Here is a 24,306-nt window from a genome sequence, read left to right on the forward strand (position 1 = left end):
GAGAACTCAGGCCGTACTAGTCGGCCGATACGGAGCTGCGTCAGGTCTCGCCTGGCGCGCCGAGCAGGTTCTGGGTGTGCCCGACGAGTTGCCCATGTGCTCACGAAATCAGTCGTCGAGTCGGCCGGCGGTCACCGCACCCGGGTCCGACCACAGTCGATGGATGACTTCGGCTCCGAACCGTGCCGGAGCCGCGGTTGGATCGAGCGCGCACCCTCGCGGTCCGGTCGGCTTCGCGTCTCGGATGCGGAAGCGCTTCCGGCTTCCGTGCGAACGCGCGAGGCGCCCGCAAAGCGGAGGCGCTCCGGCCTGAGGTGAACGAGCGCGGCGGGCAGCGGGTCGGTAGGCAGCGTAGGTGCGCGGAAGGAGCAGACCGGTTCGGATGTGTTTCCGGCGACAGACGCCCGCAGCGCGGGTCAGGTGTGAGTGGCGGCGACGAAGCGAGGTTTGCCCGCCAGGTCCGGGTGTTCGACGACGTCGGTGAAGGCGCCGGTGGCGGTGAGGAGGGCGGCCACGCCGGAGCCGTTGGTGTCGTCGTGCTCGATGGCGGTGGCGCCGCCGGGGCGCAGCAGCCTGGTGATGTTCGGGATCATCCCCCGGATGACCGACAGCCCGTCCGGGCCGCCGAACAGGGCGACCGACGGATCGTGCTCGGCCACCTCCGGGTCGAGGCGAGCGCCCTCCGGGATGTAGGGCGGGTTGGACAGCACGATGTCCACCCGGCCGTTCAGATCGGTGAGCAGTTCCGGATCGGTGGCGTCGTCGGCGTAGAGGGTGATGGGGGTATCACCCGCGGCGATGCGGTCGTCGGCGTTGCGCCGCGCCCAGACCAGTGCGGCGGGATCGAGTTCGATGGCGTGCACCTCGGCGTCGGGGCGCGCGTGCGCGACAGCCAGCGCGAGCGCTCCTGATCCGGTGCACAGATCGACGACGATCGGCGCGTGATCGTGCGGCAGCGCTTCCAATTGCGCCAGCGCCCACGCGTACAACAACTCGGTCTCCGGGCGCGGCACGAAGACGCCGGGGCCGACCGCGAGGTCGAGCGCGCCCATCACGGCCGTTCCGGTCAGATGCTGCAACGGGATTCGCTCCGCACGACGGGCGACCAGCTCGCGGAACGCGTCCAGCTCGTCCGGCGCCACCAGCGGGCTCAGCGCCAGCCGGGTTCGCTCCACACCGAGAACGTGCGCGGCCAAGTGCTCGGCGTCGGCGCGGGGGCTGTGCACCCCCGCGGTCCGTAACGTCTCGATGGCGTCGTTGATGACGGGGCGCAGCGCGACTCGGGTCGTAGACATGGCACCGACTCTGCCCGAAAGACGGTTATTCCGCGGCCATACGTGCTTCCCGATCCGCCTTCCCGAGAGCGTCCAGCAGCGCGTCGAGATCCCCGTCGAGCACGGCGTCGAGGTTGTGCGCCTTGAAACCGATCCGATGGTCGGTGATCCGGTTCTCCGGGAAGTTGTAGGTGCGGATCCGCTCGGAGCGGTCCACCGTGCGGATCTGGCTGGCGCGGCCCGCCGCCGCCTCCTGATCCGCCTGTTCTTCCGCCAGCGCCTGCAACCGCGCCGCGAGCACCTGCATGGCGCGCGCCTTGTTCTGCAACTGGGAGCGCTCGTTCTGGCAGGTGACGACGATGCCGGAGGGCAGATGGGTGATGCGCACCGCGGAGTCGGTGGTGTTGACGCCCTGACCGCCCTTCCCGGAGGAGCGGTAGACGTCGATGCGCAGATCCGACTCGTCGATCTGCACCTCTTCGATCTCCTCGGGCTCCGGATAGATCAGCACGCCCGCCGCCGACGTGTGGATGCGGCCCTGCGATTCGGTCACCGGGACGCGCTGCACCCGGTGCACCCCGCCCTCGAACTTGAAGCGCGACCAGACACCCTCGCGCGTCGCGTCGCGGCTCTTGATCGACAGCGTCGCCTCTTTGTAACCGCCCAGGTCGGACAGGGTGACGTCGAGGATCTCGACCTTCCAGCCGTGGCGCTCGGCATACCGCACGTACATGCGGGCCAGGTCGGAGGCGAACAGCGCGGACTCCTCGCCGCCTTCCCCGGACTTCACCTCGAGCACGACGTCGTCGCCGTCGTGCGGGTCGCGGGGGGCCAGCAGGTCGGCGAGCGCCTGTTCCAGTTCCTCGACCTGTTGTTCCAGCTCCGGGACCTCCGCGGCGAACGCGGAGTCGTCGGCGGCGAGTTCCCGTGCGGCGGACAGATCGTCGCGCGCGGTCTCGAGCTTGCGATAGGTGGCCATGACCGGAGCGAGCTCGGCGAACCGCTTGCCGACCCGGCGCGCGGCGCCCGCATCGTTGTGCAGCGACGGATCGGCCAGCTGCGTCTCCAGGCCCGCGTACTCGGCCAGGATGTCGTCGATGGCGGACGGTTGCGTCACAGTGCTTCCTTCTCCTGATGCCGGTCCCTACAAAACACCGACGCCCGGCCTGCGCAGCAGGACCGGGCGTCGGCGAGGAAGCTACTTGGCGTCGGCCTTCTTGCCGGCACGCTTGCCGTAGCGGGCCTCGAAGCGGGCCACGCGGCCACCGGTGTCGAGGATCTTCTGCTTGCCGGTGTAGAACGGGTGGCACTGCGAGCAGACCTCGACGGTGATGTGTCCCGACTCCTTGGTGCTGCGAGTCTGGAAGGTGTTGCCGCAACCACAGACGACCGTGGTGTCGACATACGTCGGGTGAATTCCTGCCTTCATGGATGTCCTCTCGATTGTGGTCGCCGGGTCGCCCGCGCGCGCAAGCGCTGAGCGTGAACCGGAACCGACTAGGCGGGAGCTCTGCTCACCTGAGCAGACGCAACGACGGTCCAGTATGCCAGAACTGCCGTTACGCTCCCAAAACGCCCCCGGCGGGTGGTTTGTTCCCGCCCAGGTAATCCCCTACCGTTCCCGCCCCTGGAAGTCCGGGCACGCGAATCCGCGCCGCCTCCGGGACCCTGAAGTCGGGTAGTCCGCTACTCAGGAACGTGAACAAATTCGTTCATAGAGTTGCATACCTGGTGCACATCGGCGCGCCGAGACAGGAAGGAGACCTGGTGAACATCCGAATCGCGTCCGCGATCCTCGTTCTGCTGACTCTCGCGGTCGCCGTCGGTTTGTTCGCGCTCCCGGCAGGCACGCCCTACCCGGCGCCGGAGAACGCCGTGTACATCCGGGCTTCCGGGTCCGCCGCGCCGAACTCCGGGGTGGGGACGTGTGCGCTCGTCATGAGCTTCCTGATCTGCGGCGCCGCCACGATCGGTGTGGCGTTCTTCGGCCCCGGAGCGCCGAAAGGGTCCCGCATCAGCGGGACCCTTTCGACCGAACAGCTGGTCAGCTCACTCGTCGAGCGCGCCGGGCGCGGTCTTGCTCACCTGCATCAGGAACTCGAGGTTGTTCTTGGACTTCTTCAGACGGTCGATCAGCAGATCGATCGCCTGGTGCGAGTCCAGGCCGGACAGTACGCGGCGCAGCTTGTGCAACACCGCCGCCTCGTCGGGGTTGAGCAGTAGTTCGTCCTTGCGGGTACCGGACGGGTTGACGTCCACCGCGGGGAACACTCGCCGCTCCGCGATCTTGCGGTCCAGCTTGAGCTCGGCGTTACCGGTGCCCTTGAACTCCTCGAAGATCACCGTGTCACCGGTCGACCCGGTCTCCACCATCGCGGTGGCGATGATCGTCAGCGAGCCGCCGTTCTCGATGTTGCGCGCCGCGCCGAGGAACCGCTTGGGCGGATACAGCGCGGTGGAATCCACACCACCGGAGAGGATTCGACCCGAGGCGGGCGAGGAGTTGTTGTACGCGCGCCCGAGCCGGGTGATCGAGTCGAGCAGCACGACGACGTCCTTGCCCATCTCCACCAGGCGCTTGGCGCGCTCGATGGCGAGTTCGGCGACCGAAGTGTGGTCTGACGGCGGACGGTCGAAGGTCGAGGAGATGACCTCGCCCCGTACCGAACGCTGCATGTCGGTGACCTCTTCTGGACGCTCGTCGACCAGCACCACCATGAGGTAGACCTCGGGGTTGTTGGTCGCGATCGCGTTCGCGATGTCCTGCAGGATCGTGGTCTTACCCGCCTTCGGCGGCGACACGATCAGGGCGCGCTGGCCCTTGCCGATCGGCATGATCAGGTCGATCACACGGGTGGTCAGCTTGTTCGGCTGAGTTTCCAGCCGTAGGCGCTGGTTCGGGTACAGCGGGGTGAGCTTGCCGAATTCGGGACGACGCTTGGCCGCCTCGACGTCACCGCCGTTGACCGTGTCCAGTCGCACCAGCGGATCGAACTTCTGGCGCTGGTTGGACTGTTCGCCGTCGCGCGGAGCGCGCACCGCGCCGGTGATCGCGTCACCACGGCGCAGGCCGTTCTTGCGGACCAGGTTCATCGACACGTAGACGTCGTTCGGCCCGGCCAGGTAACCCGACGTGCGGACGAAGGCGTAGTTGTCCAGCACGTCGAGGATTCCCGCGACCGGCTGGAGGACGTCGTCCTCGCGGATCTCGAGCTCACGGGCCTCGCCGCCACCGGTCTCGCGGTCACGCCCACGACGACGCTCACGGAAGCGGCGTCCGCGCCGTCCGCGACCGCCTTCCTCGTCGTCACCGCCGCGGCCGCCCGCGCTGCCGTTCTGGCTCTGGCCACGCTCGCCCTGGCCACGGTCACTCTGACGGTCGCCCTGGCCGCGCTCGCTCTGACGGTCGCCCTGGCCACGGTCACTCTGACGGTCGCCCTGGCCACGGTCACTCTGACGGTCGCCCTGGCCACGGTCGCTCTGGCCACGCTCGCGGCGACGCTCGCCGCCCTGGTCGGCGTCCTGCTTCGATTCGTCGGCACGCGTCTCGGCGGGTGCGGTCTCGTTCGCCGATCGCGCCTGGTCACGGCCACGGCGCTGCCGGCCACGGCCGCGCTGGCCGCTCTCCCTGCCGGACTCCTCGGTGGTCTCGGTCGCCGTGGACGATGCCGACTCGGCCGCGTTCGTGGCGGCGGGCGCGGAATCGGCGGGGGCCGTCTTCGCCGGGGCGGGAGCCTCGGTGGGCGCGGCCGAAGCCGCGGGCGTCACGTCGAGGGTCGCCTGCTCGGCCTTGGCCGGCGCCGCGGAAGCGGCGGTCTTGGCGGGGGCATCGGCTTTCGCGGGGGTGTCGGCCTTGGCGGTTACCGCGGACTTGGCCTCGCTCTTGGCGGGCTTCTCCGCCTTGGCTGCCGCCGCCCTTCCGGCGGCCTGATTCTCCTTGATGGCGGCGATGAGATCGCCCTTGCGCATCCCGGAGGTGCCTCGGATACCGAGCTCCCCCGCAAGCGCGCGCAATTGCGGCAACAACATTCCAGTCAGCCCCGATCGTGCGACGTCGGTGTGTTCGCTCATCTTCGAAATCTGTCCGGATTCACTTTCGCGGTCGCCCGTCGGGTTCGATTCCACGCCGGGTGTCGCGAGCAGGTCCGTATCTGTCACGGAAATCCTTTCCTTCCCTCGATCGCCGTGTGCTGTTTCGAGGGTTCGTCCCGCAGCCCGGGCATTCTGCCGGACTGGGATGCGTCCGTCCGGGCGCTGTGTGCCGTATCACCTGCTCCGCCGGACCGGCGGCTTCTCCACCATTGGTGAAAGGTGGGGAGAGATCATTCCAGTTGCGCAGCTACGCAGCACCCCCATGGCCTGGAGGCTCGAGCCTGGAGCCTGCTGGAGCGATTGCCCTGATGAAGCACCGGCGTCTGATGCGCACGATGTACGGACTTGCCCAGGATAGCTGTCTATTGCGAATCTCGGCAAGACAGACTCGCCGTCAGTCGACCAGGACACCTTCGGCGATTCCCGGCTCCACCACGCGCAGGCCGTCGGCCGCCGCCAGTTCGCGCAGTTCCGCTGGAAATTCGCTGGTACCCAGGGCCAGGATGGTCGGACCCGCTCCGGAGACGGTGGCCGCGATCCCCGCCGTGCGCAGGCGGGTGATCCAGGCCGTGGTCAGCGGTAGCGCGGGGGCACGCTGGGCCTGGTGCAGACGGTCCGAGGTGGCCGGCATCAGCAGGTCGGGACGCTGCGTCAGCGCCACCACGGCCAGCGCGGCGCGGCTGACGTTGAACGCGGCGTCGCCGTGCGACACGACGTCGGGCAGCAGGCCGCGCGTGTGCGCGGTGGACGAGCGCTCCTCGGGGATCAGCACGATCGGACGCAGCGCGGGATTGGCCTCGAGCCGCACCGCGCGGTAGACGCGACCGTGGTATTCGGTGCCCGGCGCCTCGTCCGCGGGACGCTCGCTCTCGGTCCACGAGACCACGATCCCGCCGAGCACACTGGCGGCCGCGTTGTCCGGATGACCCTCGAATTCCGCGGCCAGCTGGACCATTCGGTCGGCCGACGTGGCCAGCGCCGGGTCCAGCTTCGCGGCCAGTGCGCACCCCGCGGCGAGTCCGCCGACCACCGCCGAGGCCGAGGAGCCCAGCCCGCGGGAATGCGGAATCACGTTGCGGCACACCACATCGAGACCGTCGGCCCACACGCCGGCCGACTCCAGCCCGCGCTCGATCGCGCGGACAACGAGATGTGAAGGGCCCCAAGGGACATCGTCGGCGCCCTCGCCCTCGACCCGGATGGTTAGCCCGGAATCGGTGGTGCGCACCTGGATCTCGTCGTAGATCCCCAATGCCATACCGAGCGAGTCGAACCCGGGGCCGAGGTTCGCGGTGGACGCGGGTACCCGCGCGGTCACGGTCAGACCGGCGGGCAGCGTCGCGCTCATGAGCTGGCTCTCGCGCGAATTCAACTCAGGCCAGCTCTAGTTCGGCGGCGACCGCGACCGGGTCGACCGCGACCGGCTGCACCTGCGGCAGGCCCAACAGCGCGGTGTCGGGATCCTTCAGGCCGTTGCCGGTCACGGTGCAGACCACGGTGAGACCGGAATCCAGCCAGCCCTCCTTGCGGGCGGCGAGCACACCGGCCACGCTGGCGGCCGACGCGGGCTCGACGAACACGCCCTCGGTGGCCGCGACGAGGCGGTACGCGTCGAGGATCTCCTCGTCGGTGGCGGCGCGGAACGCGCCACCGGACTGCTCCTTGGCCTCGACCGCGCCGTTCCAGGAGGCGGGCGCGCCGATCCGGATCGCGGTCGCGATGGTCTCGGGGTCCTTCACCGGTGCGCCGTTGACCAGCGGGGCTGCGCCCGCGGCCTGCACGCCGAGCATGCGCGGCAAACCGCCGGTGACGCCGTCGGCGTAGTACTCCCGGTAGCCCCGCCAGTACGCGGTGATGTTGCCGGCGTTGCCGACGGGAAGGGCGTGCACGTCGGGCGCCTTGCCGAGCACGTCGCAGATCTCGAAGGCCGCGGTCTTCTGGCCCTCGATGCGCGCCGGGTTCACCGAGTTCACCAGGCCGACGCTGGGGAAATCGGCGGTGACCTTGCGGGCGAGTTCGAGGCAGTCGTCGAAGTTGCCCTGCACCTGGATGATCTTCGCGCCGAGCATGACCGCCTGGGCCAGCTTGCCCATCGCGATCTTGCCCTGCGGGATCAGCACGGCGCAGCTCATGCCCGCGCGGGTGGCGTAGGCCGCGGCGGATGCCGAGGTGTTGCCCGTGGACGCGCACAGCACCGCTTGCTGGCCGCGGTACTTGGCGTCGGTCATCGCCATCGTCATGCCGCGGTCCTTGAACGAACCGGTCGGGTTCAGGCCCTCGACCTTGAGGTACACCTCGCACCCGGTGATCTCGGACAGGTGCGGCGCGGGCACCAAGGGCGTACCGCCCTCGTACAGCGTGACCGGCTCCCAGTCGGCCGCGCCCGCGAGCCGGTCGCGGTAAGCCGCGATCAGGCCCGGCCAGCGGGAGTGCACTCCTGCCTGGGGCGCGACGCCGGTCGTACGGCCCCCCGGCTCCCGGCCGCCACCCCTCATGGAGTCGCTGCGCGACGCTGTGGTCATTCTTCGGTGCCTTCCAATCTCAGAACGCTGGTCACAGATGTGACGGATGCCATCTCCGCCAGGGCGGCCACGGTGTCCGCGAGCGCCGACTCCACTGCGTGGTGGGTCACCACGACGAGGCGCGCACCCGAGCCGTGCCCTTCTTGACGGACGGTCGAGATGCTCACCCCGTGATTGGCGAATTCGCCCGCCACCGCCGCCAGAACCCCAGGACGGTCCTCGACCTGCAGGTTGACGTGATAGCGCGTGGGCGTATCGCCGATCGGCGCGATCGGTAGCTCAGCATAAACCGATTCGCCAGGAGCGCGACCCCCGTAGAACTTGTTCCGGGCCGCCATCACCAGATCGCCGAGGACGGCGGAGGCGGTCGGCGCGCCGCCGGCGCCCTGCCCGTAGAACATCAGCCGCCCGGCGTTCTCCGCCTCCACGACGACCGCGTTGAAGGCCCCGGTCACCGCGGCCAGCGGGTGCTTGCGCGGAATGAGCGCGGGGTAGACGCGCACCGAGACGCGCTCTTTGCCGCCCTCCTCCGGCCCGGGCTCGCCGGGACCCGCGTCCACCCGCTCGCAGATGGCCAGCAGCTTGACCGTGCAGTCGAGCGCCGAGGCGGTCTCCAGATCCTCTGCGGAGATCCGCGAGATCCCCTCGCGGTACACGTCGGCGGCGGTGACCCGGGTGTGGAAGGCCAGCGAGGCGAGGATCGCGGCCTTGGCCGCCGCGTCGTAACCCTCCACGTCGGCGGTCGGATCGGCTTCCGCGTAGCCCAGGCGGGTGGCCTCCGCCAGCGTCGCCGAGTAGTCGGCGCCGGTCTCGTCCATCGCGGAGAGGATGAAGTTGGTGGTGCCGTTGACGATGCCGACCACCCGGTTCACCCGGTCGCCCGCCAGCGACTGGATCAGCGGGCGCACCACGGGGATGGCGCCGGCGACGGCGGCCTCGAAGTACAGGTCGGCGCGGCTGCGCTCGGCGGCGGCGGCGAGTTCACCGGTGTAGTCGGCCAGCAGGGCCTTGTTCGCGGTCACCACGGATTTGCCCGCGTTCAGCGCGGCCAGGATCAACCGGCGCGGCGGATCGATGCCGCCGATCACCTCCACCACCAGGTCGACGTCGTCGCGGGCGACCAGTGCGTCGGCGTCGGTGGTCAGCAGGCCCGCGGGAAGACCGCGGTCGGTGTCGAGGTTGCGGACCGCCACCCCGCGTAGCACCACGGGGGCTCCGACGCGGGAACGCAGGTCCTCGGCGTGCTCGCGCAGGATGCGCACGACCTCGGTGCCGACATTGCCCATGCCCAGGACCGCGACACCGATCGGGCGATCGGTCCCCCACGCACCCTTGTTCGCGTTCGCCGTCACGCTTCCACCTCCAAGCTGAGCAGGTCCGCCACCGTCTCCCGGCGCAGGATCAGGCGTGGCTGTCCGTCCCGTACCGCGACGACCGCGGGACGGGTCAACTGGTTGTACCGGCTGGACATCGAGTAGCAGTACGCGCCGGTGGCGGCGACGGCGACCAGGTCGCCGGGGCCGACATCGGCGGGCATCCAGGTGTCCCGGATGACGATGTCGCCGCTCTCGCAATGCTTTCCGACGACGCGCGCGACCACCGGTCCGGCCTGCGACGACCGCGAGACCAGGCGGCAGTCGTAGTCGGCCTGATACAGCGCGGGCCGGATGTTGTCGCTCATGCCGCCGTCGACGCTCACGTAGCGGCGGCGCAGGCCGCCGTCCAGCGAGACGTCCTTGATGGTGCCCACCTCGTAGAGCGTCACCGTGCCGGGCCCCGCGATGGCGCGGCCGGGCTCCACCGCGATCACCGGCGTGGGCAGACCCGCGCGTTCGGCTTCGGCCGCGACCAGCTCGCGCAGATTCGCGGCGAACCGGTCCAGCGGCGGCGGGTCGTCCGACGGCAGATACGAGATCCCCAGTCCGCCACCGAGATCCAGCGTCGCGATCTGCGCGGTGCGCTCGACGCCGAACTTGTCGATGGCCTCCCGCAGCAGGCCGAGCATGCGCCGCGCGGCGATCTCGAAGCCGTCGATCTCGAAGATCTGCGAGCCGATGTGGCTGTGCAGGCCGACCAGGCGCAGGTTGTCGGCGTCGAAGACGCGCGCGAGCGCCTCCATCGCGTCACCGCCCGCGATCGAGAAACCGAACTTCTGGTCCTCGTGCGCGGTCGAGATGTATTCGTGGGTATGGGCTTCCACCCCGACGGTGACCCGGACCAGCACGTCCTGCACCACGCCCGCGCGGATCGCGACGGCTTCCAGGCGCTCGATCTCGATGAGCGAGTCGACCACCACGTGGCCGACCCCGGCGGACACCGCCGCTTCCAGCTCCGCGACCGATTTATTGTTGCCGTGCAACGCGATTCGCTCCGCGGGGAAGCCCGCGTGCAGCGCGACGGCCAGTTCGCCGCCGGAGCAGACGTCCAGCGCCAGGCCCTCGTCCCGGATCCAGCGGGCGACCTCGCCGCACAGGAACGCCTTGGACGCGTAGTGGACTCGCGCGTTCGCCCCGAAGGCGCGGACCATGTCACGGCAGCGGGAACGGAAGTCGTCCTCGTCGACCACGAACAGCGGCGTGCCGAAGCGCTCGGCCAGCTCGTACACCGGCACGCCCGCCAAGTGGACGACGCCGGCCTCGTCGCGAGTGGCGTTGCGCGGCCATACGTTGGCGGGCAGGTCGATCATCTGCTTCGGATCGCTCGGACGCTCCGGCAGGTTCGGTGCGTGCGGAATCTCGGCATGCCGTGGACCGGCGGGATGCGCGCTCATGCTCCGACCTCGCTGTGCTCGCTCACTGAGCCTTCCTTCCTCGCTGTGGTCGATCGGCCGGTCACATGCGCTCCGGCGCGCCGACGCCGAGCAGGGCCAAGCCGTTGGCCAGGACCTGGCGGGTCGCGTTGACCAGAGCGAGCCGGGCCGCGTTCGTCGGGGAGACGGGGTCGTCACCCAGCGGCAGGACGCGCAGGTTCTTGTTGGTCTGGAAACGGTGGTACGCGCCGGCCAGCTCCTCCAGGTAGCGGGCCACCCGGTGCGGTTCACGCAGGCTCGCCGCACCGGCCACCACGCGCGGGTACTCGCCGAGAGTGCGGATCAGCTCGCCCTCCTCCTCCGCCGACAGCAGCGCGAGGTCGGCAGTGACGGAGTCGTAGTCGAACTCGGCGGCGTTGCGGGCGATGGACGCGGTCCGCGCGTGCGCGTACTGCACGTAGTAGACCGGGTTCTCGTTGCTCTGGCTGGCCCACAGGTTCAGGTCGATGTCGATGCTCGAGTTCACCGACGAGCGCACCAGCGAGTACCGAGCCGCGTCCACGCCGATCGCCTCGACCAGGTCGTCGAGCGTCACCACGGTGCCCGCCCGCTTGCTCATCTTCACCGCGACGCCGTCGCGCAGCAGGTTCACCATCTGCCCGATCAGCACCTCGACGGTCGCCGGATCGTCGCCGAACGCGGCAGCGGCGGCCTTCAACCTGCCGATGTAGCCGTGGTGGTCGGCGCCGAGCATGTAGATGCACAAGTCGAAGCCGCGGGAGCGCTTGTCCTGGAAGTAGGCGATGTCGCCGGCGATGTAGGCGGCTTTGCCATCGCTCTTGAGGACCACCCGGTCCTGGTCGTCACCGTATTCCGAACTGGCGATCCACCAGGCGCCGTCCTTCTCGTACAGGTCGCCGGAGTTCTTCAGCCGCTCCACGGCCTGCTCGACCGCGCCGGAGGCGAACAGCGAGCTCTCGTTGAAGTAGACGTCGAAGTCGGTGCCGAACTCGTGCAGCGACTCCCTGATGTGCGCGAACATCAGCTCGACGCCCTCGGCCCGGAACACCTCGAGGCGCTCGGCCTCCGGCTTGCTCAGCGCGTCGGGGTGCGCGGCCAGGATCTTGTCGGCGATCTCGCCGATGTAGGCGCCCGCGTATCCGTTCTCCGGGGTCGGCGCTCCGGTGGCGGCCGCGACCAGCGAGGCGGCGAACCGATCGATCTGCGCTCCGTGGTCGTTGAAGTAGTACTCGCGCACCACGTCGGCGCCCTGCGCGGCCAGAATGCGGCCCAGCGCGTCGCCGACCGAAGCCCACCGGGTTCCGCCCAGATGCACGGGACCGGTCGGGTTGGCCGAGACGAACTCGAGGTTGATCCGGGTGCCCTTCAGCGTCTCCGCGGTGCCGTACGCGGCGCCCGCGGCGAGTATCCGCTCGATGATCGCGCCCTGCGCCGAGGCCGCGAGGCGGATGTTCAGGAACCCGGGCCCGGCGACCTCGGCAGCGGCGACGCCGTCGGCCGCGGCCAGCGCGTCGGCCAGCCAGGTGGCCAGATCACGCGGCTTGGTTCCGGCGCGCTTGGCCACCTGCATCGCGACATTCGTGGCATAGTCGCCGTGTTCGGGGTTGCGGGGGCGTTCCACGGTGACCTCGTCGGGCAGGACCGCAGGGTCCAGTCCACGTTCGACAAGCACCTTCGCCGCTGTCGAGCGAAGGAGATCTGCAAGGTCAGCTGGAGTCACGAGTCTCTATCCTATGGTCTTGGCGGGTGTACACCTCGGGGTGGGCACTGCGCAGCCAGCGGATCCATCAACGTCGAAAGAGCACACTGAGCGATGCCTAGCAGTCCCAGCGCCAAATCGGCCAAGGCCGCCAAGGCCGCGGCGAAGTTGTCCGATCCTCGCAAGCGAGGCAGACGAGGACAGCTTCCGAAGAAGAACCGGCAGATCCCCTGGCCGGCCATCGGCGCGGCCGTAGTAATCATCGCATTGATCGGCGCACTGGCTTACAACCTGGTCCCCAAGTACCGGGAAAAGGCCGACCTGGACAAGTACACGCCGAGCGCGCAGAAGAAGGACCCGTCCGACGGGATCGCGGGTGTGGTGAAGAAGGAATACCCCGCGGGTCTGCACATCGCGTCCAACCAGCGCGTGGCCTACGACCAGGCGCCACCCTTCGGCGGTCCGCACGACCAGTCCTGGGCGACCTGCACCGGCGTGGTCTACAGCAAGCCGATCCGGGTGGAGAACGCGGTGCACTCCCTCGAGCACGGCGCGGTGTGGATCGCCTACAACCCGGACAAGGTGAACGCCGACGGCATCGCCACGCTGAAGACGAAGGTCGAGGGCAAGCCGTACACGATGATGTCGCCTTACCCCGGCCTGGATTCCGCCGTATCGCTGCAGTCCTGGGGTCATCAGCTGAAGCTGGACAGCCCGGACGACAAGCGCGTCGGCCAGTTCATCACCGCGCTGCGGCTGAACAACTACGCCTACCCCGAAGTGGGCGCCGACTGCTCGACCATCGTCTTCGACACCGACAACCCGCCGCCGTTCGACCCGACGCCGCCCGGACCGGACGCGGTGCCGATGGACGGCAAGGGCCTACAGCAGGACCAGTCCGAACTCGGTGGTGCGCCCGGCGGCCTGCCCGGTGTGCCCGGCGTTCCCGGTCTTCCCGGCCTGCCGGGCTTGCCCGGCGCTCCGGTGCCCCCGCAGCCCGCGCCCGTCCCGCCCGCGCCCGTCCCGCCCGCACCCGGCGCGGGGCAGTAGTGGCCGGCGATCGAAATCGCGGAGCCTCCGCTGCGCCCGGTGATCCCGAAGCCACCGGCTCGGGCCGAGGGAAAGCCGCGAGGTCCGGTGGGGGCGAAGCCACCGGGTCCGGCGACCGCGCGGCGTCTACCGAACCCGGCACTCGTGCGGTGACGGGGACCGGTGGTGGCGAAGTCATCGGGTCCGGCACTCCCGAAACCGTCGGCTCCGGCAGTTCGGAAAGCACCGGCTCCGGCGGTCGCGAAGCCACCGGATCCGGGACTCCCGAATCCACCGGCTCCGGCACTCGTGAGGTCACCGGGCCGGACGGTCGCGAAGCCACCGGATCCAACGAAAGCGCAGCATCGACCGGATCGGGCGGTCGCGAAGCGTCGCGCGAAAGCACCGGAGTCGCCCAAGAGGCTCATATTTCGGCCGACAAAGCACCTACCAGCTCCGACACGGGCGAAGCACCAGCCGGATCCCACGATCGCGAAGCGACCGGATCAGATACCCGCGAAGCACCGGCCGGCGTCGGCGGGCAGTTCCGCCGCCAGCGCACCGCCCTGCTGACGCTCGGCATCATCGGGGCCATTCTCATCGGCTTCGCGATCGGCGTACTGGCCCGGATTCCGCTGGACAGGTCCCCGGAACCGGATCCGGCCCCGGTCGACGTCGGTTTCGGCCAGGACATGTCGGCGCATCACGCGCAAGCGGTCGAAATGGCGGGCGTGGTGCTGGTTCGTTCCACCGACACCGAGGTACGCCGTCTGGCCTACGACATCCTCACCACTCAGCAGAGCCAGATCGGGCGCATGCAGGGGTGGTTGCAGCTGTGGGGCGAACCCGCGCAAGGGGTGGACGGGTTCATGGGCTGGATGACCGAACCGATGGGCGGCCACGATCACTCCGGAACGGACATGCCGCACCACTCCGGCCCGGTGTCCGCCATGCCCGGCATGGCCACGCCCGCCGAACTCGCGGCGCTGCGCCAGGCCACCGGCCCCGCCCTGGACACCAAGTTCCTACAGCTCATGCTGCGCCACCATCAGGGTGGTCTGCCGATGATCGACTACGCCGCCCAGCACGCAGCCACCACAGCGGTGCGCACCCTCGCCGAAACCATGGCCACAACCCAGCGCGGCGAATCCGATCTGATGACCACCATGCTCACCGCCCGAGGCGCCGCCCCCCTCCCCTGACCCGAAACCACACCGCCGCCCGCGCTTTTTGGCGGACGGCCACCGATACGATAGGCTGACCCAGCCCGATCGGACCGCCTCCCCGGCCCCGACCGAGCCCTATCCCGCCCTCGTAGCTCAGGGGATAGAGCGTCTGCCTCCGGAGCAGAAGGCCGCAGGTTCGAATCCTGCCGAGGGCACCGCGGGCCGCCTACCAGATCACTGGTAGGCGGCCTTTTCCGTGCCGTAGCCGGAGTCAGTCCAGTAGGCGGTTACAGACACTGGCGTCTGCGCCACGACCGTATGCCCGTTCGAAGTCCTCGTAGCCCGGATCTATCTTGTCGTCCAGGTAGTACGGGACCAGTGCCGCCTCGACGCTGTTGCACACCCATTTCTCACCCGATCCACTGTTCTGCATCAGGAAGGTGATCCAGTGGTGGCCGGTCAGAGGAGCGCCCGCCGAGGCCGTGCATTCGCGGCCTTTGACGGATTCGAAGTGCGGTAAGTCGATCGTGTAGCCGCAGGTGTAGGTGGGCAGAACTTGCGCCTCTGCGGCGGGGGCGGTCACCAGACCGGCGGTAGCTGCCAGCAGGAGTATCGGCAGCCCGAGTCGGACCGTTCGGGTTGTACTCATCGGGGTTCCTGTTCGAAATCGGAATCAATGCTTCCAGCACTCATAAACAGCTGTCTCGCGCGCACCGCGCGGTCAGATCGGGCGGCAGTTGCTCGCGTCCACCCCGGCGTTGAGCACCGCCTCCGCCTCGTAAGCTCCCATTCCCGGATGGATCGGCTTGCCGAGGTGCGGGAATGCGCCACCGCACTCCCATTTCTCACCGGTGACGCTGTTCTCCATCCTGACCGGATAGAAATAGTTACCGTCCAGCGGAGCGCCCGGTGACGCTGCGCACTTGCGCGCTTGCATCGAACTGAAAACCACTAAGTAGCTGGTGATGGGCGTGTACTTGCAGGTATAGGTCGGCAGCGGGGGCTGCGCCACGGCGGCGGGAGCCGTTGCCAGACCAGCGGTAGCGGCCAGCACGAGCAGGGGAAGCCCTAGGAGGGTCGGACGGGTTGCGATCATCAAGGCTCCTACGCGAGAACGAAATGACTATCGCGCGACCCTCACCGACCGGCCTGAAGAAATCCTTAACGACTGGTAAGCACGGACGTCGACCCGCCGCGGCTTCGGTGCTGCCTTTCCGGCTGGAGTGCCCGGACCGGCCGCTGGGAATTCGGTTACCTCCACCGGCCGCGGGATACCGCCGCACTGCTCGCCGACGTCGCCACGCTGCGGGAACTGCCGCTGGTCGAGGTAACCCTCAGCAAGGTTGCAGTAGCTTTATGCCCGGTCGAACCCGCCACGGACCACACCGGCGGTGAAGGTGTCCCATTCGCCGGGCGTGAAGATCAGCGCCGGGCCGGTCGGGTTCTTCGAGTCACGGACGCCGACCGTGCCTCCGGCCAGGTGGGCGACCTCGACACAATCGGCTCCCCCTTGGCTATGGCTCGATTTGAACCAGCGCGCTCCGGACAAGTCAGCGTTCACGGTCGAACTCCCTCGCTATCTCTCGCAACAGGTCACGGCTCGGGCGGACGTCCGGTCCTGCCTGCTGAAGCATCGCGAATGCCTCACGGAATCTGAGCACATCCGCTGGCCCTTCAAGGTACGCGGCGCCGGTGTAGTTCTCGCAATAGATGACCGGGGGCTCCGTCAGCTTGCCACGCCCGTCGCGGGCGAAGTCCAAGATGGTGAACGGCGGTAGGGCTGCCCCGAGCGGAATTCCGGCGTGGAACGGCAGTATCCGGATATCTACGTTGGCCAGAGTGCTCATGTCTGCGAGGTGCCTCGACTGGGCAGTCATGACACGGCGGTTACCGACCACCGTTCGCAGCACGGACTCGTGGAGCACGAACGACGCTCTTGTCGGGTTACGCGATCGGGTGAGAAGGTGTTGCCGCTGAGCACGAACCTGAATACGGCGTTCCAGCTCCTCCTCGGTGTCCTTTGTGAAGTAATGCCGATCGATAGCCCGCGTGTAGTCCGGTGTCTGTAGCAGTCCCGGTATGAGCAATGGCTGATAACTCGCCAATTCTGTCGCGCTGGCTTCCAACCCGACGTACAGGTTGAACCACGCCGGGATCAAATCTCCGTAGGTATGCCACCACGACTTCGCCGGCGTCTGCTCAGCGAGCACCCTGGCGACAGCCGTGTTCTCCCCACTCAATCCATAGATTTCGCAGAGTCCTGAAACGTCACGGACTCTGACCTTTTCGGTCAATCCGCGCTCCAGGCGGCTCAGGGTCGATTTGTTCCACTCCATGAGGGACGCGGCCCGTTCCAGGGTGAAACCCGCTCCCTCCCGAGCCTCTTTCAGATACCTGCCGAGCTGTCGTCGCGGCAGTGTGCTGCCCGTTTCCTCCGCGCGGTCGTCTGCCATGCACGTCTCCCCTGCCGTTGCATTCCGAGATCTCTGTTTGTTGCGGTCCGCGCCGATCGTAGGCGGCGTTGTACAACCCGAGCTGGTGATTTGCGCGAGTTTGCCCACGTAATGTGTTGCCCCGCGCCGAGATCGGCGCCCAGCACATCCTTTGCCGCATGCCACCGGACATCCGACTCAGCAGAACTCAGGCCGACGTGCTGGCAGCGCTCGAACCGGGCGGAATCTTGTCCGTCGACGCGCTGGTGAAAACGGCGAACCTGACCGGATGGCAGGTGCGGCGCACGGTGCCGCCGCTCGAGTCGGCGGGGCTGATCGTGCATGCCGGACTGGTCGGCCGTCGCGGGTACCAGATCACAGCCGGCGGCAGGCGGGCGCTGTCGGCCTATGACGAGATCGACACCACGCGAGCGAGGCCAGATGTTGCGCCGCACGACGTTTGGTGACCACGCCGTTCTCTGGCAGATCGTCCGAGGGGCAAGAATCGCGATCGAATCACTGATCGACCATGCCGCGACGACCCCGGCCTACCGGATGAGAATGGACGGCTCGATCATCGATATCCCGAACGGCGACCCCGGCGTGATCTTCTTCGGGGAGGGCGAACACCGCCCCGACCTCGCCCAGGTCCGCGAGTGGTTCCCCGAACGCTTCCACCTCTGGGACGCGGTCAGATTCGACTACTGGAATGCCGTAGCACCACGTCGATAACGCCGGGGGCACACCACGGACAGGTCTACCCGACGTATGCCGCAGCCGTGTGCCGCTCGTCGACTCACCCGCTGGGAAGCGGTGGTGAATACGATTGCATCGGGTGATGGCCTTTCGGCCGTACGCGGTACGGGCACTATGCGAGCTAGCGGGCATCCGGCTACACGGAGGAGCGTGAACAGTATTGGCTGACGCTGGGACCCGGCGCGGGCGGGTACTGCGCTGGACCGTGACAGGGGTTTTGGTGGCGGTCGCAGTGGTCGGGATCGTATCGGTGATCGGAATCAGCGGAAGTCGGCCGCCGTTCGATCCGGACGCGGTACCCGGCACTCAAGTCGTCTGGGTGACGGCGCCTGCCGGGGCCGATCGGGGGACGTTGGCATTGTGGCAGCGGAACCGGTTTCGGCGGTGGGAGCGCACGTTGGCGGTGCCCGCCTGGGTGGGCAAGGCGGGTATTTCGCGGGAGGCGAGGGAAGGGGCGGCGTTTACGCCGGAGGGCACGTTCGCGTTGACCGAGGGCTTCGGCCGGCTACCTCAGGCAGGCGCGAAACTTCCCTACCTGTCGGTGGATCCGTCGAATACCTGGTGGTGGGTGTCCGACCCGGAGAGCCCGCTGTACAACCAGAAATATCGGTGCGCCGAGAGTGAATGCCCGTTCGACACCACACTCAGCGAGAATCTCGGCCGGACCGATCCGCAGTACAACTACGCGTTGGTCATCGACTACAACCGCTTCCCCGTCGTGCCGAATCGGGGCTCGGCTTTCTTCGTCCACGTGGAGGTCGGCAGGCCGACGGCAGGATGCGTCGCGGTCGGTAACGACGTCATGCGTACGTTGCTGACCACCCTCGAGCCGTCGCGGAAGCCTGTTATCGGCATCTATGCGATCTGAATCCGTTGCCGCGACCAGCTCGATGGCGAGGCTCGGTTACTCGGCCGAACGGAGCGACATCCGCTCGCGCCGCACGGTCACCAGGCCGTCCACTGGCGGCAACTAGCCCGCCAGTGCGCCGCGCCGAGGACAAGCGCGTGCATCGACAGCCGCGAACGTCGAATCCGGCGATCGAGCGACTGACGGCGTTGGATATGTAGACGAGGGGTTTCTCGAATGCCGCCGTGATACGAGCGAAGGGCCCCGGAAGCCGGAGCCCTTCTCGAATGGTGGTTGTCGCCTGCGATCAGAGGGTCACGACAAAGGTTCGGTGGGCTTGGCGGCGGACGTGAGGACGCCGGCGTTGGTGAGGTAGGTGAAGGCGGGGGCCGTCAGACCGGGCTGGAGGAAGTAGAAATGAGCCTTGGTGACGGTGCCGTTCTCGGTGGCGTCGCAGAGGGCGTGCAGGGCGGTGGGGTCGACGGTGAGGGCGGTGAGCTTGCCCGCCTCGTAGTCCATCTCCACCCACTTCGCGTGGATGGCGGCGCTCATGACGCTGCCGGTGAAGCTCTCCCGGTCGGAAGCGGCGCTCAGGCCCATCTCGAGACCGTCGTCGAGGTCGGTCGGCGTGTGCTGCCAGCGGCCGAACTCCCACCAGCGCACGAAGCTGACCGGGCCGTCGACGCCGCCGGGCAGCTTTGCCGTCGGTTCCACCGAGCGCACCCAGGCGGGCGCCGCGGCAAGCGGATCGTAGGAGGTCCCGGCGACCTCGTTGTCCTCGTCCCGCCCGAATAGCAGCGCGCGGTCGCCGGGATATCTGACCAGCGAGTACCAGTTGCCCTCGCCGTCGTCGCTGATCAGCCGGCCACCTTCCACTCCGGCCGTCTGCCCGATCTCCTGTCCGCTCGCGACCCGATCCGTGCGAGTGGCGGCGGTGATCACGTCCAAGACGGTCACGCGCGCCCACAGCACCTCGGGATGCGGCAACTGAAATCCCATGCCGGGCAACGTATCACCGGCCCCCTACGGCGACAACCGATCGGCAACCGGCCGGACAACCCACTCGGCCGCGCGTGCCCACCCTGGCAAACAGGGGCCGACAGGGTGCTCACAGGGGCCTCTCAGGCTCGAAAAGAAGAGGCAAATTCGTAGCTATGACGGGTGGCTGGTGCAGCATCCCGCACCGCGAGTTCCGCCGACCCGGTGAACTCCGATCGCTCGGCGCGTCCGGAACGCAGCGCACGAATAACACCAGGTTCGAGAACACGCCCCGCGGCGGGTCGCCGATCAGGCGGACTCCGGTTCGGATCGCTCGGTGCGCCGGGGGCGCAGCGCGTAGGCCGGAACCAGTTGGTCGCGCACGTGCAGGTCCGGGCGACCGTCGGCGAACTGGATGCTGTAGGTCACCCGTCCCATCCAGTCCCCGTCGACGGTAGGGAACCAGTGCGTCAAGGTGCCGGGGCGCTCGCCGCGCATGACGACTCCCGCGCCGTTCACGTGCCGCGGGGTGCCGGGGTCGCGGACCAGGATCGCGTCCAGCCGCACCCACACCGGGCGCGGCGGGTAGGTCAGTGTCCGGTAGTAGTGGCCGGTCCTGTTCGGGTAGACCAGCTCCGGTCCCGTGCCTTCGGTTCGCGGCGTTTCATCGCTTATCGAACCCATGTTCGAATGTTAGCCGGACATATGCGGCAAGCACCAGGCAACCCGGTCTCGAATCGGACGACATGACTTCGGCCACACGACTATGACGGTCGCGCCCGAGACGTTCTAATATGATCGTTCTAGAACAATCACTTTAGAAGGAGTCGGACATGTCCGTGAAGAGCGAGGTCGTCAAGGGTTTCTACACCGCTACGCAGACGGGTGACGGACCGGCGATCCTGGCCCTGCTGCATCCGGAGTTCGAAGTGCGCACCGCCCCGGGCATGCCGTGCGGCGCGGGCGGCGCCTTCCACGGCCCGCTGGCGGCCATGGCGCGGATCTGGGGCGCGGTTGCCAGGGACTTCGACACCGCCCCGTTCGACGAGACCTGGCAGGAGACCACGGACGGCACCGTCGTGGTGACAGGTCACTATCGCGGCGCGGCCCGCGCGACCGGCCGCGAGTACGAGGCCGAGTTCGTGCACCTGTGGCAGGTCGACGACGAAGGCCGCATCACACGCCTGCACCAGTACACCGACACCGCGCGCTGGCACGCCGCATTGGCCGCCTGACGCAGCGGAAACCGTTCGCCGCGCGTCCGACCACCGCACCGCAACGCGTGTGTCGCGGCCACCCGGTATCCACCGTTCCCGTCCTCGATACCCCTCGCGTACCGAAGCCGCCCGTTGCCCGTTGCCCGTTGCCCGTCCGAACGATCCGACCCGTTTGGTTTCCGCTACCCCGGGCACGCCTTGGCGTAAAGATCCAGCCACCGGGGGTAGACCGGAGGACGAGATGGCTTATCCGCCGGGCGGGCAACCGCCGGATGATCGACCGCCCCACCCGCAACAGCCCTCGCCTGGCCACCCACCCCCCGAGCCCGGCCAGGTACCACCGGGCCAGGACTATCCACCGCCCGAGCCCGGGCAGCCGCCTCCGGGCTATCCGCCCCCGGGGCAGTCACCCTCCGGCCCGGACTATCCGCCACCCGGCCCCGGGCAGCCCCCCTCGGCCCCTGGTTATCCGCCGCCCGGCTACCCGCCCCAGGGATATCCGCCGCCGCCCAAGAAGGGTCACACCGGCTTGATCGTCGGCTTGGTGGCGATAGTCGCTCTGGTGATCGCGGGCGCGGCGATCACGGGGGTGTTCCTGACCTCGCAGGGCAGAGGCCCGCTCGCCTCGGACGAGAAGCGGATCGAACTCGCGATTCGCGACTTCTACGAGACCCTCGACACGCGCGGCTTCCGCGCGGCGGCCGAGCAGGCGTGTGCGCACGAACGCGCCGCGTTCGAGGCGATGTCCGAGAGCGAGAAGAACGAATTCGACAGCACCTCGATTTCGGTCACGATCGATAGGATCGAGGACATCGTCGTCACCGGGGACACCGCGACCGCGAAGGTCACCGGCAAGCTGACCGTCGCGGCACCCGGCGGGCAGCCCGACACCGAATCCAGCACGACCGAGCATCTGACGAAAGAAGACGGCAAGTGGAAGGTCTGCTCCGCGGAGGGCACCCGCTGATCGCATGCACCCACGCATGAGTTGTTGCGGACCGAACCGCAGAACCGTTCTCGGGGCACTCGGCCTCGCCGCACTCCTCCCCTTCGCCGGTCGAACGAAAGCTCGGGCACTGCCGGACGCGGCCGTCGCCACCGATCTGGAAGTCGTGACGATCACCGACACCTCGGTGATTCTCACCTGGACCACGCTCGCCCCCGACCCGGCCGGCCGGCTGATACCCGTCGACGCCGACACCCACGTACGGATCGGTCCCGCCGACTCGGCGCGCGCTCCGGCGCCGGTTTTCGCCGACGACCACCCGACGCCGTTCCACTATGCCGAGATCGGCGGCCTCGAACCGGGCCGCGCCTACCGCTTCGAAGCCTGGTCGGCGGATCTGCGCGCCGCGCCCGCACTATCGCTCACCACGTCCGATCCCGCCGCGCCGGAAGCACGCGGCGAGTTCACCACCCTGGTTCCGCCGCCCGGCCGCAGGCTGCGCACCCTGGCGCTGGCCAACGATGTGCACTTCGGCGAGCAGATCAGCGGGCTGATCGCCGGTGACCTGCCGCCCGGCTTCCGGCAGGGCCCCGGCCTCGCGCCCTATCCCGAGGTGATGCTGGCCGCGGTGCTGGACGACCTGCGCCGTCCCGACCGGGGAGCCGAACTGCTGCTGCTCGCGGGCGACCTGACCGCAGAAGCCTCCGAGCTCGACACCCGCACGGTGCGGGCCCGTCTCGACGGGTGGGGTGCGCTCGGCCGCGACTACCTCGCCGTGCGCGGCAATCACGACCGGCCGCACACGGGCGGCGAGTACGCCGGTTGCGCCCCCGCGCCCGCCGACCACCGTGACTGCTGGGCCGATGCCTTCTCCGCGCGCCAGCAACTCGTCGAGCACGAAGTGGGCGGGCTGCGCGTGCTCGGCTTGGATACCAGCAGCCTGGACGGCGCGGGCGGGTCCATCGAGCGCGCGCAATTCGATCACCTCGCCGAACGTCTGCGCGCCGATCCGGACCGGCCGACCCTGCTGTTCGGCCACCACCCGGTCACGACCGAGTCCGGACTGAGCAACCTCGCCGGACCGGGTTTCGTGCTCGACGGGCGCGACAGCGGTGAACTGCAAGCGCTCTACACCCGCTCCCCCGGCGTCTTCCTACAGCACAGCGGCCACACCCACCGAAACCGCCGCACCAGGCCGGACGCGCCGTGCGCGGTGGAGTTCCTCGAGGTCGCCGCCGTCAAGGAGTACCCGGGCGGCTACAGCCTGCTACGCCTCTACGAGGGCGGCTACATGGTCAACTTCTACAAGACCCGCACCGAGGACGCGCGGCGCTGGAGCGCGCTCACCCGCGGCGAGTACTTCGGACTGCTTCCGGATTACACGCTGGGCACCTGCGCCGATCGCAATCACGTTGTGCCGCGCGACTTCTCGGGGCTGCGGTAGCGGGCGCGCGGGTTCGCCGCATCCGGGAAACGTTTGCGCACGTCGAACGCTGTATCTTCCTTAGGTAAGCCTCAACATATGCAACGGGGAACGTGGTCGGAAGGACGAGGATGAAGCCGGTCAGATGGAAGACGATTGCCGCTGGATTGGTCCTCGCGATGACGGCGCTGGGCAGCACGGCTTGCTCGAATTCCTCCGACGACGCGAACGAGATCACCGTCTACAACGCGCAGCACGAGTCGCTCACCAAAGAATGGGCCGACGCGTTCACCAAGGAAACCGGCATCAAGGTGACGTTGCGCCAGGGCGGTGACACGGCGCTGGGCAACCAGCTGGTCGCCGAGGGCGCGGCCTCGCCCGCCGACGTCTTCCTCACCGAGAACTCCCCCGCCATGGCGCTGGTGGAGAACGCGGGCCTGTTCGCCGACGTGAACGCCGAGACGCTGGCGCAGGTGCCCGCGCAGTTCCGCCCGTCCACCGGCAAGTGGACCGGCGTGGCGGCGCGCTCGACGGTTTTCGTCTACCACAAGAACAAGGTCCAGCCCGGCCAATTGCCTGCCTCGCTGCTCGACCTGGCGCAACCGCAGTGGAAGGGGCGCTGGGGCGCGGGCGTTTCCGGCGCCGACTTCCAGGCCATCGTCGCCGCCCTGCTCGCGCTGAAGGGCGAGGACGCCACCCGCGCCTGGCTGAAGGGCATGAAGGAGAACGCGACGCCGTTCCCGAACAACGTCGCCACCATGAAAGCGGTCAACTCCGGCAGCCCGGACGGCGGCGTCATCTACCACTACTACTGGTACCGCGACCAGGCGAATACGAAGGAGAGCAGCGCCGACACCGCCCTGCACTACTTCAGGAACCAGGACCCGGGCGCCTTCGTCAGCGTCTCCGGCGGCGGCGTGCTGAAGGCGAGCAAGAAGCAAGAGGCGGCGCAGAAGTTCCTGGCGTTCATCGTCGGCAAGGCGGGGCAAGAGGTGTTGCGGGACGGCACGTCGCTGGAATACCCGGTCGCCAGTGGCGTGGCCGCGAACCCGGCGCTGCCGCCGCTGGCCGACTTGCAGGCTCCGGCGATCGACCCGTCGAAGCTCGATTCGAAGAAGGTCACGCAGCTGATGACCGAAGCCGGTCTGCTGTAGC

General features: G+C 68.5%; 25 protein-coding genes and 1 tRNA gene. 10 read left to right on the forward strand and 16 right to left on the reverse strand.

From position 1 onward, the window contains the following. Window positions 1-416: 416 nt before the first annotated feature. The 10 genes from prmC to argS form a co-directional block, all read right to left on the reverse strand. Window positions 417-1,295: a peptide chain release factor N(5)-glutamine methyltransferase gene (gene prmC, locus ACGF7Y_RS31115; RefSeq protein WP_393240074.1), complete on the reverse strand. Its 879-nt coding sequence runs from the start codon at window positions 1,293-1,295 to the stop codon at window positions 417-419. Between the two features lie 25 nt (window positions 1,296-1,320). After that, complete coding sequence (gene prfA / locus ACGF7Y_RS31120) at window positions 1,321-2,391, reverse strand: peptide chain release factor 1 (RefSeq protein WP_393240077.1); 1,071 nt, start codon at window positions 2,389-2,391, stop codon at window positions 1,321-1,323. 81 nt (window positions 2,392-2,472) lie between these two features. Beyond that, window positions 2,473-2,703, reverse strand: coding sequence for a 50S ribosomal protein L31 (gene rpmE, locus ACGF7Y_RS31125; RefSeq protein WP_039796334.1), 231 nt, complete (start codon window positions 2,701-2,703; stop codon window positions 2,473-2,475). A 424-nt stretch (window positions 2,704-3,127) separates the two neighbouring features. Beyond that, complete coding sequence (locus tag ACGF7Y_RS31130) at window positions 3,128-3,289, reverse strand: hypothetical protein (protein ID WP_393240080.1); 162 nt, start codon at window positions 3,287-3,289, stop codon at window positions 3,128-3,130. Window positions 3,290-3,323: 34 nt separating this feature from the next. Beyond that, window positions 3,324-5,432, reverse strand: coding sequence for a transcription termination factor Rho (gene rho, locus ACGF7Y_RS31135; RefSeq protein WP_393240083.1), 2,109 nt, complete (start codon window positions 5,430-5,432; stop codon window positions 3,324-3,326). A 328-nt stretch (window positions 5,433-5,760) separates the two neighbouring features. Beyond that, complete coding sequence (thrB, locus tag ACGF7Y_RS31140) at window positions 5,761-6,714, reverse strand: homoserine kinase (RefSeq protein ID WP_393240085.1); 954 nt, start codon at window positions 6,712-6,714, stop codon at window positions 5,761-5,763. 25 nt (window positions 6,715-6,739) lie between these two features. After that, window positions 6,740-7,861, reverse strand: a complete 1,122-nt coding sequence (gene thrC, locus ACGF7Y_RS31145) for a threonine synthase (RefSeq protein ID WP_393240313.1) — start codon at window positions 7,859-7,861, stop codon at window positions 6,740-6,742. 23 nt (window positions 7,862-7,884) lie between these two features. Continuing rightward, window positions 7,885-9,240 (reverse strand): homoserine dehydrogenase, encoded by a 1,356-nt coding sequence (locus ACGF7Y_RS31150; RefSeq protein ID WP_393240088.1) that lies wholly within the window; start codon window positions 9,238-9,240, stop codon window positions 7,885-7,887. Continuing rightward, window positions 9,237-10,658, reverse strand: a complete 1,422-nt coding sequence (gene lysA / locus ACGF7Y_RS31155; RefSeq protein ID WP_393240090.1) for a diaminopimelate decarboxylase — start codon at window positions 10,656-10,658, stop codon at window positions 9,237-9,239. Before lysA ends, ACGF7Y_RS31150 begins: the two co-directional genes overlap by 4 nt. 61 nt (window positions 10,659-10,719) lie before the next feature. Further along, a complete protein-coding gene (argS, locus tag ACGF7Y_RS31160; RefSeq protein WP_393240093.1) occupies window positions 10,720-12,378 on the reverse strand; it encodes an arginine--tRNA ligase in 1,659 nt (552 codons plus the stop codon). A 93-nt stretch (window positions 12,379-12,471) separates the two neighbouring features. Here argS and ACGF7Y_RS31165 point away from each other — a divergent pair, with 93 nt between their 5' ends. The 3 genes from ACGF7Y_RS31165 to ACGF7Y_RS31175 all read left to right on the forward strand — a co-directional run bounded on the left by ACGF7Y_RS31165 (window position 12,472) and on the right by ACGF7Y_RS31175 (window position 14,767). Continuing rightward, window positions 12,472-13,407, forward strand: a complete 936-nt coding sequence (locus ACGF7Y_RS31165; RefSeq protein ID WP_393240096.1) for a DUF3105 domain-containing protein — start codon at window positions 12,472-12,474, stop codon at window positions 13,405-13,407. Between the two features lie 545 nt (window positions 13,408-13,952). Further along, on the forward strand, window positions 13,953-14,588 hold the full coding sequence (locus tag ACGF7Y_RS31170) for a DUF305 domain-containing protein (RefSeq protein WP_393240316.1): 636 nt from the start codon (window positions 13,953-13,955) through the stop codon (window positions 14,586-14,588). A 106-nt stretch (window positions 14,589-14,694) separates the two neighbouring features. Then, a tRNA-Arg gene (locus ACGF7Y_RS31175) sits at window positions 14,695-14,767 on the forward strand. A 56-nt stretch (window positions 14,768-14,823) separates the two neighbouring features. Here ACGF7Y_RS31175 and ACGF7Y_RS31180 read toward each other — a convergent pair. From ACGF7Y_RS31180 to ACGF7Y_RS31195, 4 genes are all read right to left on the reverse strand, one after another. Next, entirely contained in the window at window positions 14,824-15,201 is a 378-nt protein-coding gene (locus tag ACGF7Y_RS31180) for a hypothetical protein (RefSeq protein ID WP_393240098.1), read from the reverse strand. Window positions 15,202-15,273: 72 nt separating this feature from the next. After that, window positions 15,274-15,648 (reverse strand): hypothetical protein, encoded by a 375-nt coding sequence (locus tag ACGF7Y_RS31185; RefSeq protein WP_393240101.1) that lies wholly within the window; start codon window positions 15,646-15,648, stop codon window positions 15,274-15,276. Between the two features lie 258 nt (window positions 15,649-15,906). Continuing rightward, complete coding sequence (locus ACGF7Y_RS31190) at window positions 15,907-16,113, reverse strand: DUF397 domain-containing protein (protein WP_393240104.1); 207 nt, start codon at window positions 16,111-16,113, stop codon at window positions 15,907-15,909. Continuing rightward, window positions 16,103-17,005, reverse strand: a complete 903-nt coding sequence (locus ACGF7Y_RS31195; protein ID WP_393240107.1) for a helix-turn-helix domain-containing protein — start codon at window positions 17,003-17,005, stop codon at window positions 16,103-16,105. Before ACGF7Y_RS31195 ends, ACGF7Y_RS31190 begins: the two co-directional genes overlap by 11 nt. A gap of 158 nt (window positions 17,006-17,163) precedes the next feature. Between ACGF7Y_RS31195 and ACGF7Y_RS31200 the strand changes: the two genes are divergently transcribed. From ACGF7Y_RS31200 to ACGF7Y_RS31210, 3 genes are all read left to right on the forward strand, one after another. Next, the gene (locus tag ACGF7Y_RS31200) at window positions 17,164-17,451 is read left to right on the forward strand and encodes a hypothetical protein (protein WP_393240110.1); all 288 of its coding nucleotides are present in this window, start codon (window positions 17,164-17,166) and stop codon (window positions 17,449-17,451) included. A gap of 94 nt (window positions 17,452-17,545) precedes the next feature. Further along, on the forward strand, window positions 17,546-17,716 hold the full coding sequence (locus tag ACGF7Y_RS31205) for a hypothetical protein (RefSeq protein WP_393240113.1): 171 nt from the start codon (window positions 17,546-17,548) through the stop codon (window positions 17,714-17,716). A 274-nt stretch (window positions 17,717-17,990) separates the two neighbouring features. Further along, window positions 17,991-18,608: a L,D-transpeptidase gene (locus ACGF7Y_RS31210; RefSeq protein ID WP_393240115.1), complete on the forward strand. Its 618-nt coding sequence runs from the start codon at window positions 17,991-17,993 to the stop codon at window positions 18,606-18,608. 294 nt (window positions 18,609-18,902) lie between these two features. Here ACGF7Y_RS31210 and ACGF7Y_RS31215 read toward each other — a convergent pair whose 3' ends face one another. After that, entirely contained in the window at window positions 18,903-19,586 is a 684-nt protein-coding gene (locus ACGF7Y_RS31215; protein ID WP_357125906.1) for a hypothetical protein, read from the reverse strand. A 288-nt stretch (window positions 19,587-19,874) separates the two neighbouring features. Then, entirely contained in the window at window positions 19,875-20,249 is a 375-nt protein-coding gene (locus tag ACGF7Y_RS31220; RefSeq protein ID WP_040865145.1) for a hypothetical protein, read from the reverse strand. A 149-nt stretch (window positions 20,250-20,398) separates the two neighbouring features. Between ACGF7Y_RS31220 and ACGF7Y_RS31225 the strand changes: the two genes are divergently transcribed. The 4 genes from ACGF7Y_RS31225 to ACGF7Y_RS31240 all read left to right on the forward strand — a co-directional run bounded on the left by ACGF7Y_RS31225 (window position 20,399) and on the right by ACGF7Y_RS31240 (window position 24,305). Then, a complete protein-coding gene (locus tag ACGF7Y_RS31225) occupies window positions 20,399-20,800 on the forward strand; it encodes a nuclear transport factor 2 family protein (RefSeq protein ID WP_357045124.1) in 402 nt (133 codons plus the stop codon). A 526-nt stretch (window positions 20,801-21,326) separates the two neighbouring features. Beyond that, entirely contained in the window at window positions 21,327-21,749 is a 423-nt protein-coding gene (locus ACGF7Y_RS31230) for a hypothetical protein (protein WP_393240120.1), read from the forward strand. A gap of 4 nt (window positions 21,750-21,753) precedes the next feature. Beyond that, window positions 21,754-23,172 carry a metallophosphoesterase gene (locus tag ACGF7Y_RS31235; protein ID WP_393240123.1) on the forward strand — a complete coding sequence of 473 codons (1,419 nt, stop codon included), beginning with the start codon at window positions 21,754-21,756 and terminating at the stop codon, window positions 23,170-23,172. Window positions 23,173-23,282: 110 nt separating this feature from the next. Beyond that, window positions 23,283-24,305 carry an iron ABC transporter substrate-binding protein gene (locus ACGF7Y_RS31240; protein ID WP_393240126.1) on the forward strand — a complete coding sequence of 341 codons (1,023 nt, stop codon included), beginning with the start codon at window positions 23,283-23,285 and terminating at the stop codon, window positions 24,303-24,305. The last annotated feature ends 1 nt before the right edge of the window (window position 24,306 follow it).

Origin of the sequence: Nocardia sp. NPDC047654 (assembly GCF_043205035.1) — a bacterium.
Taxonomy (GTDB): Bacteria; Actinomycetota; Actinomycetes; order Mycobacteriales; family Mycobacteriaceae; genus Nocardia.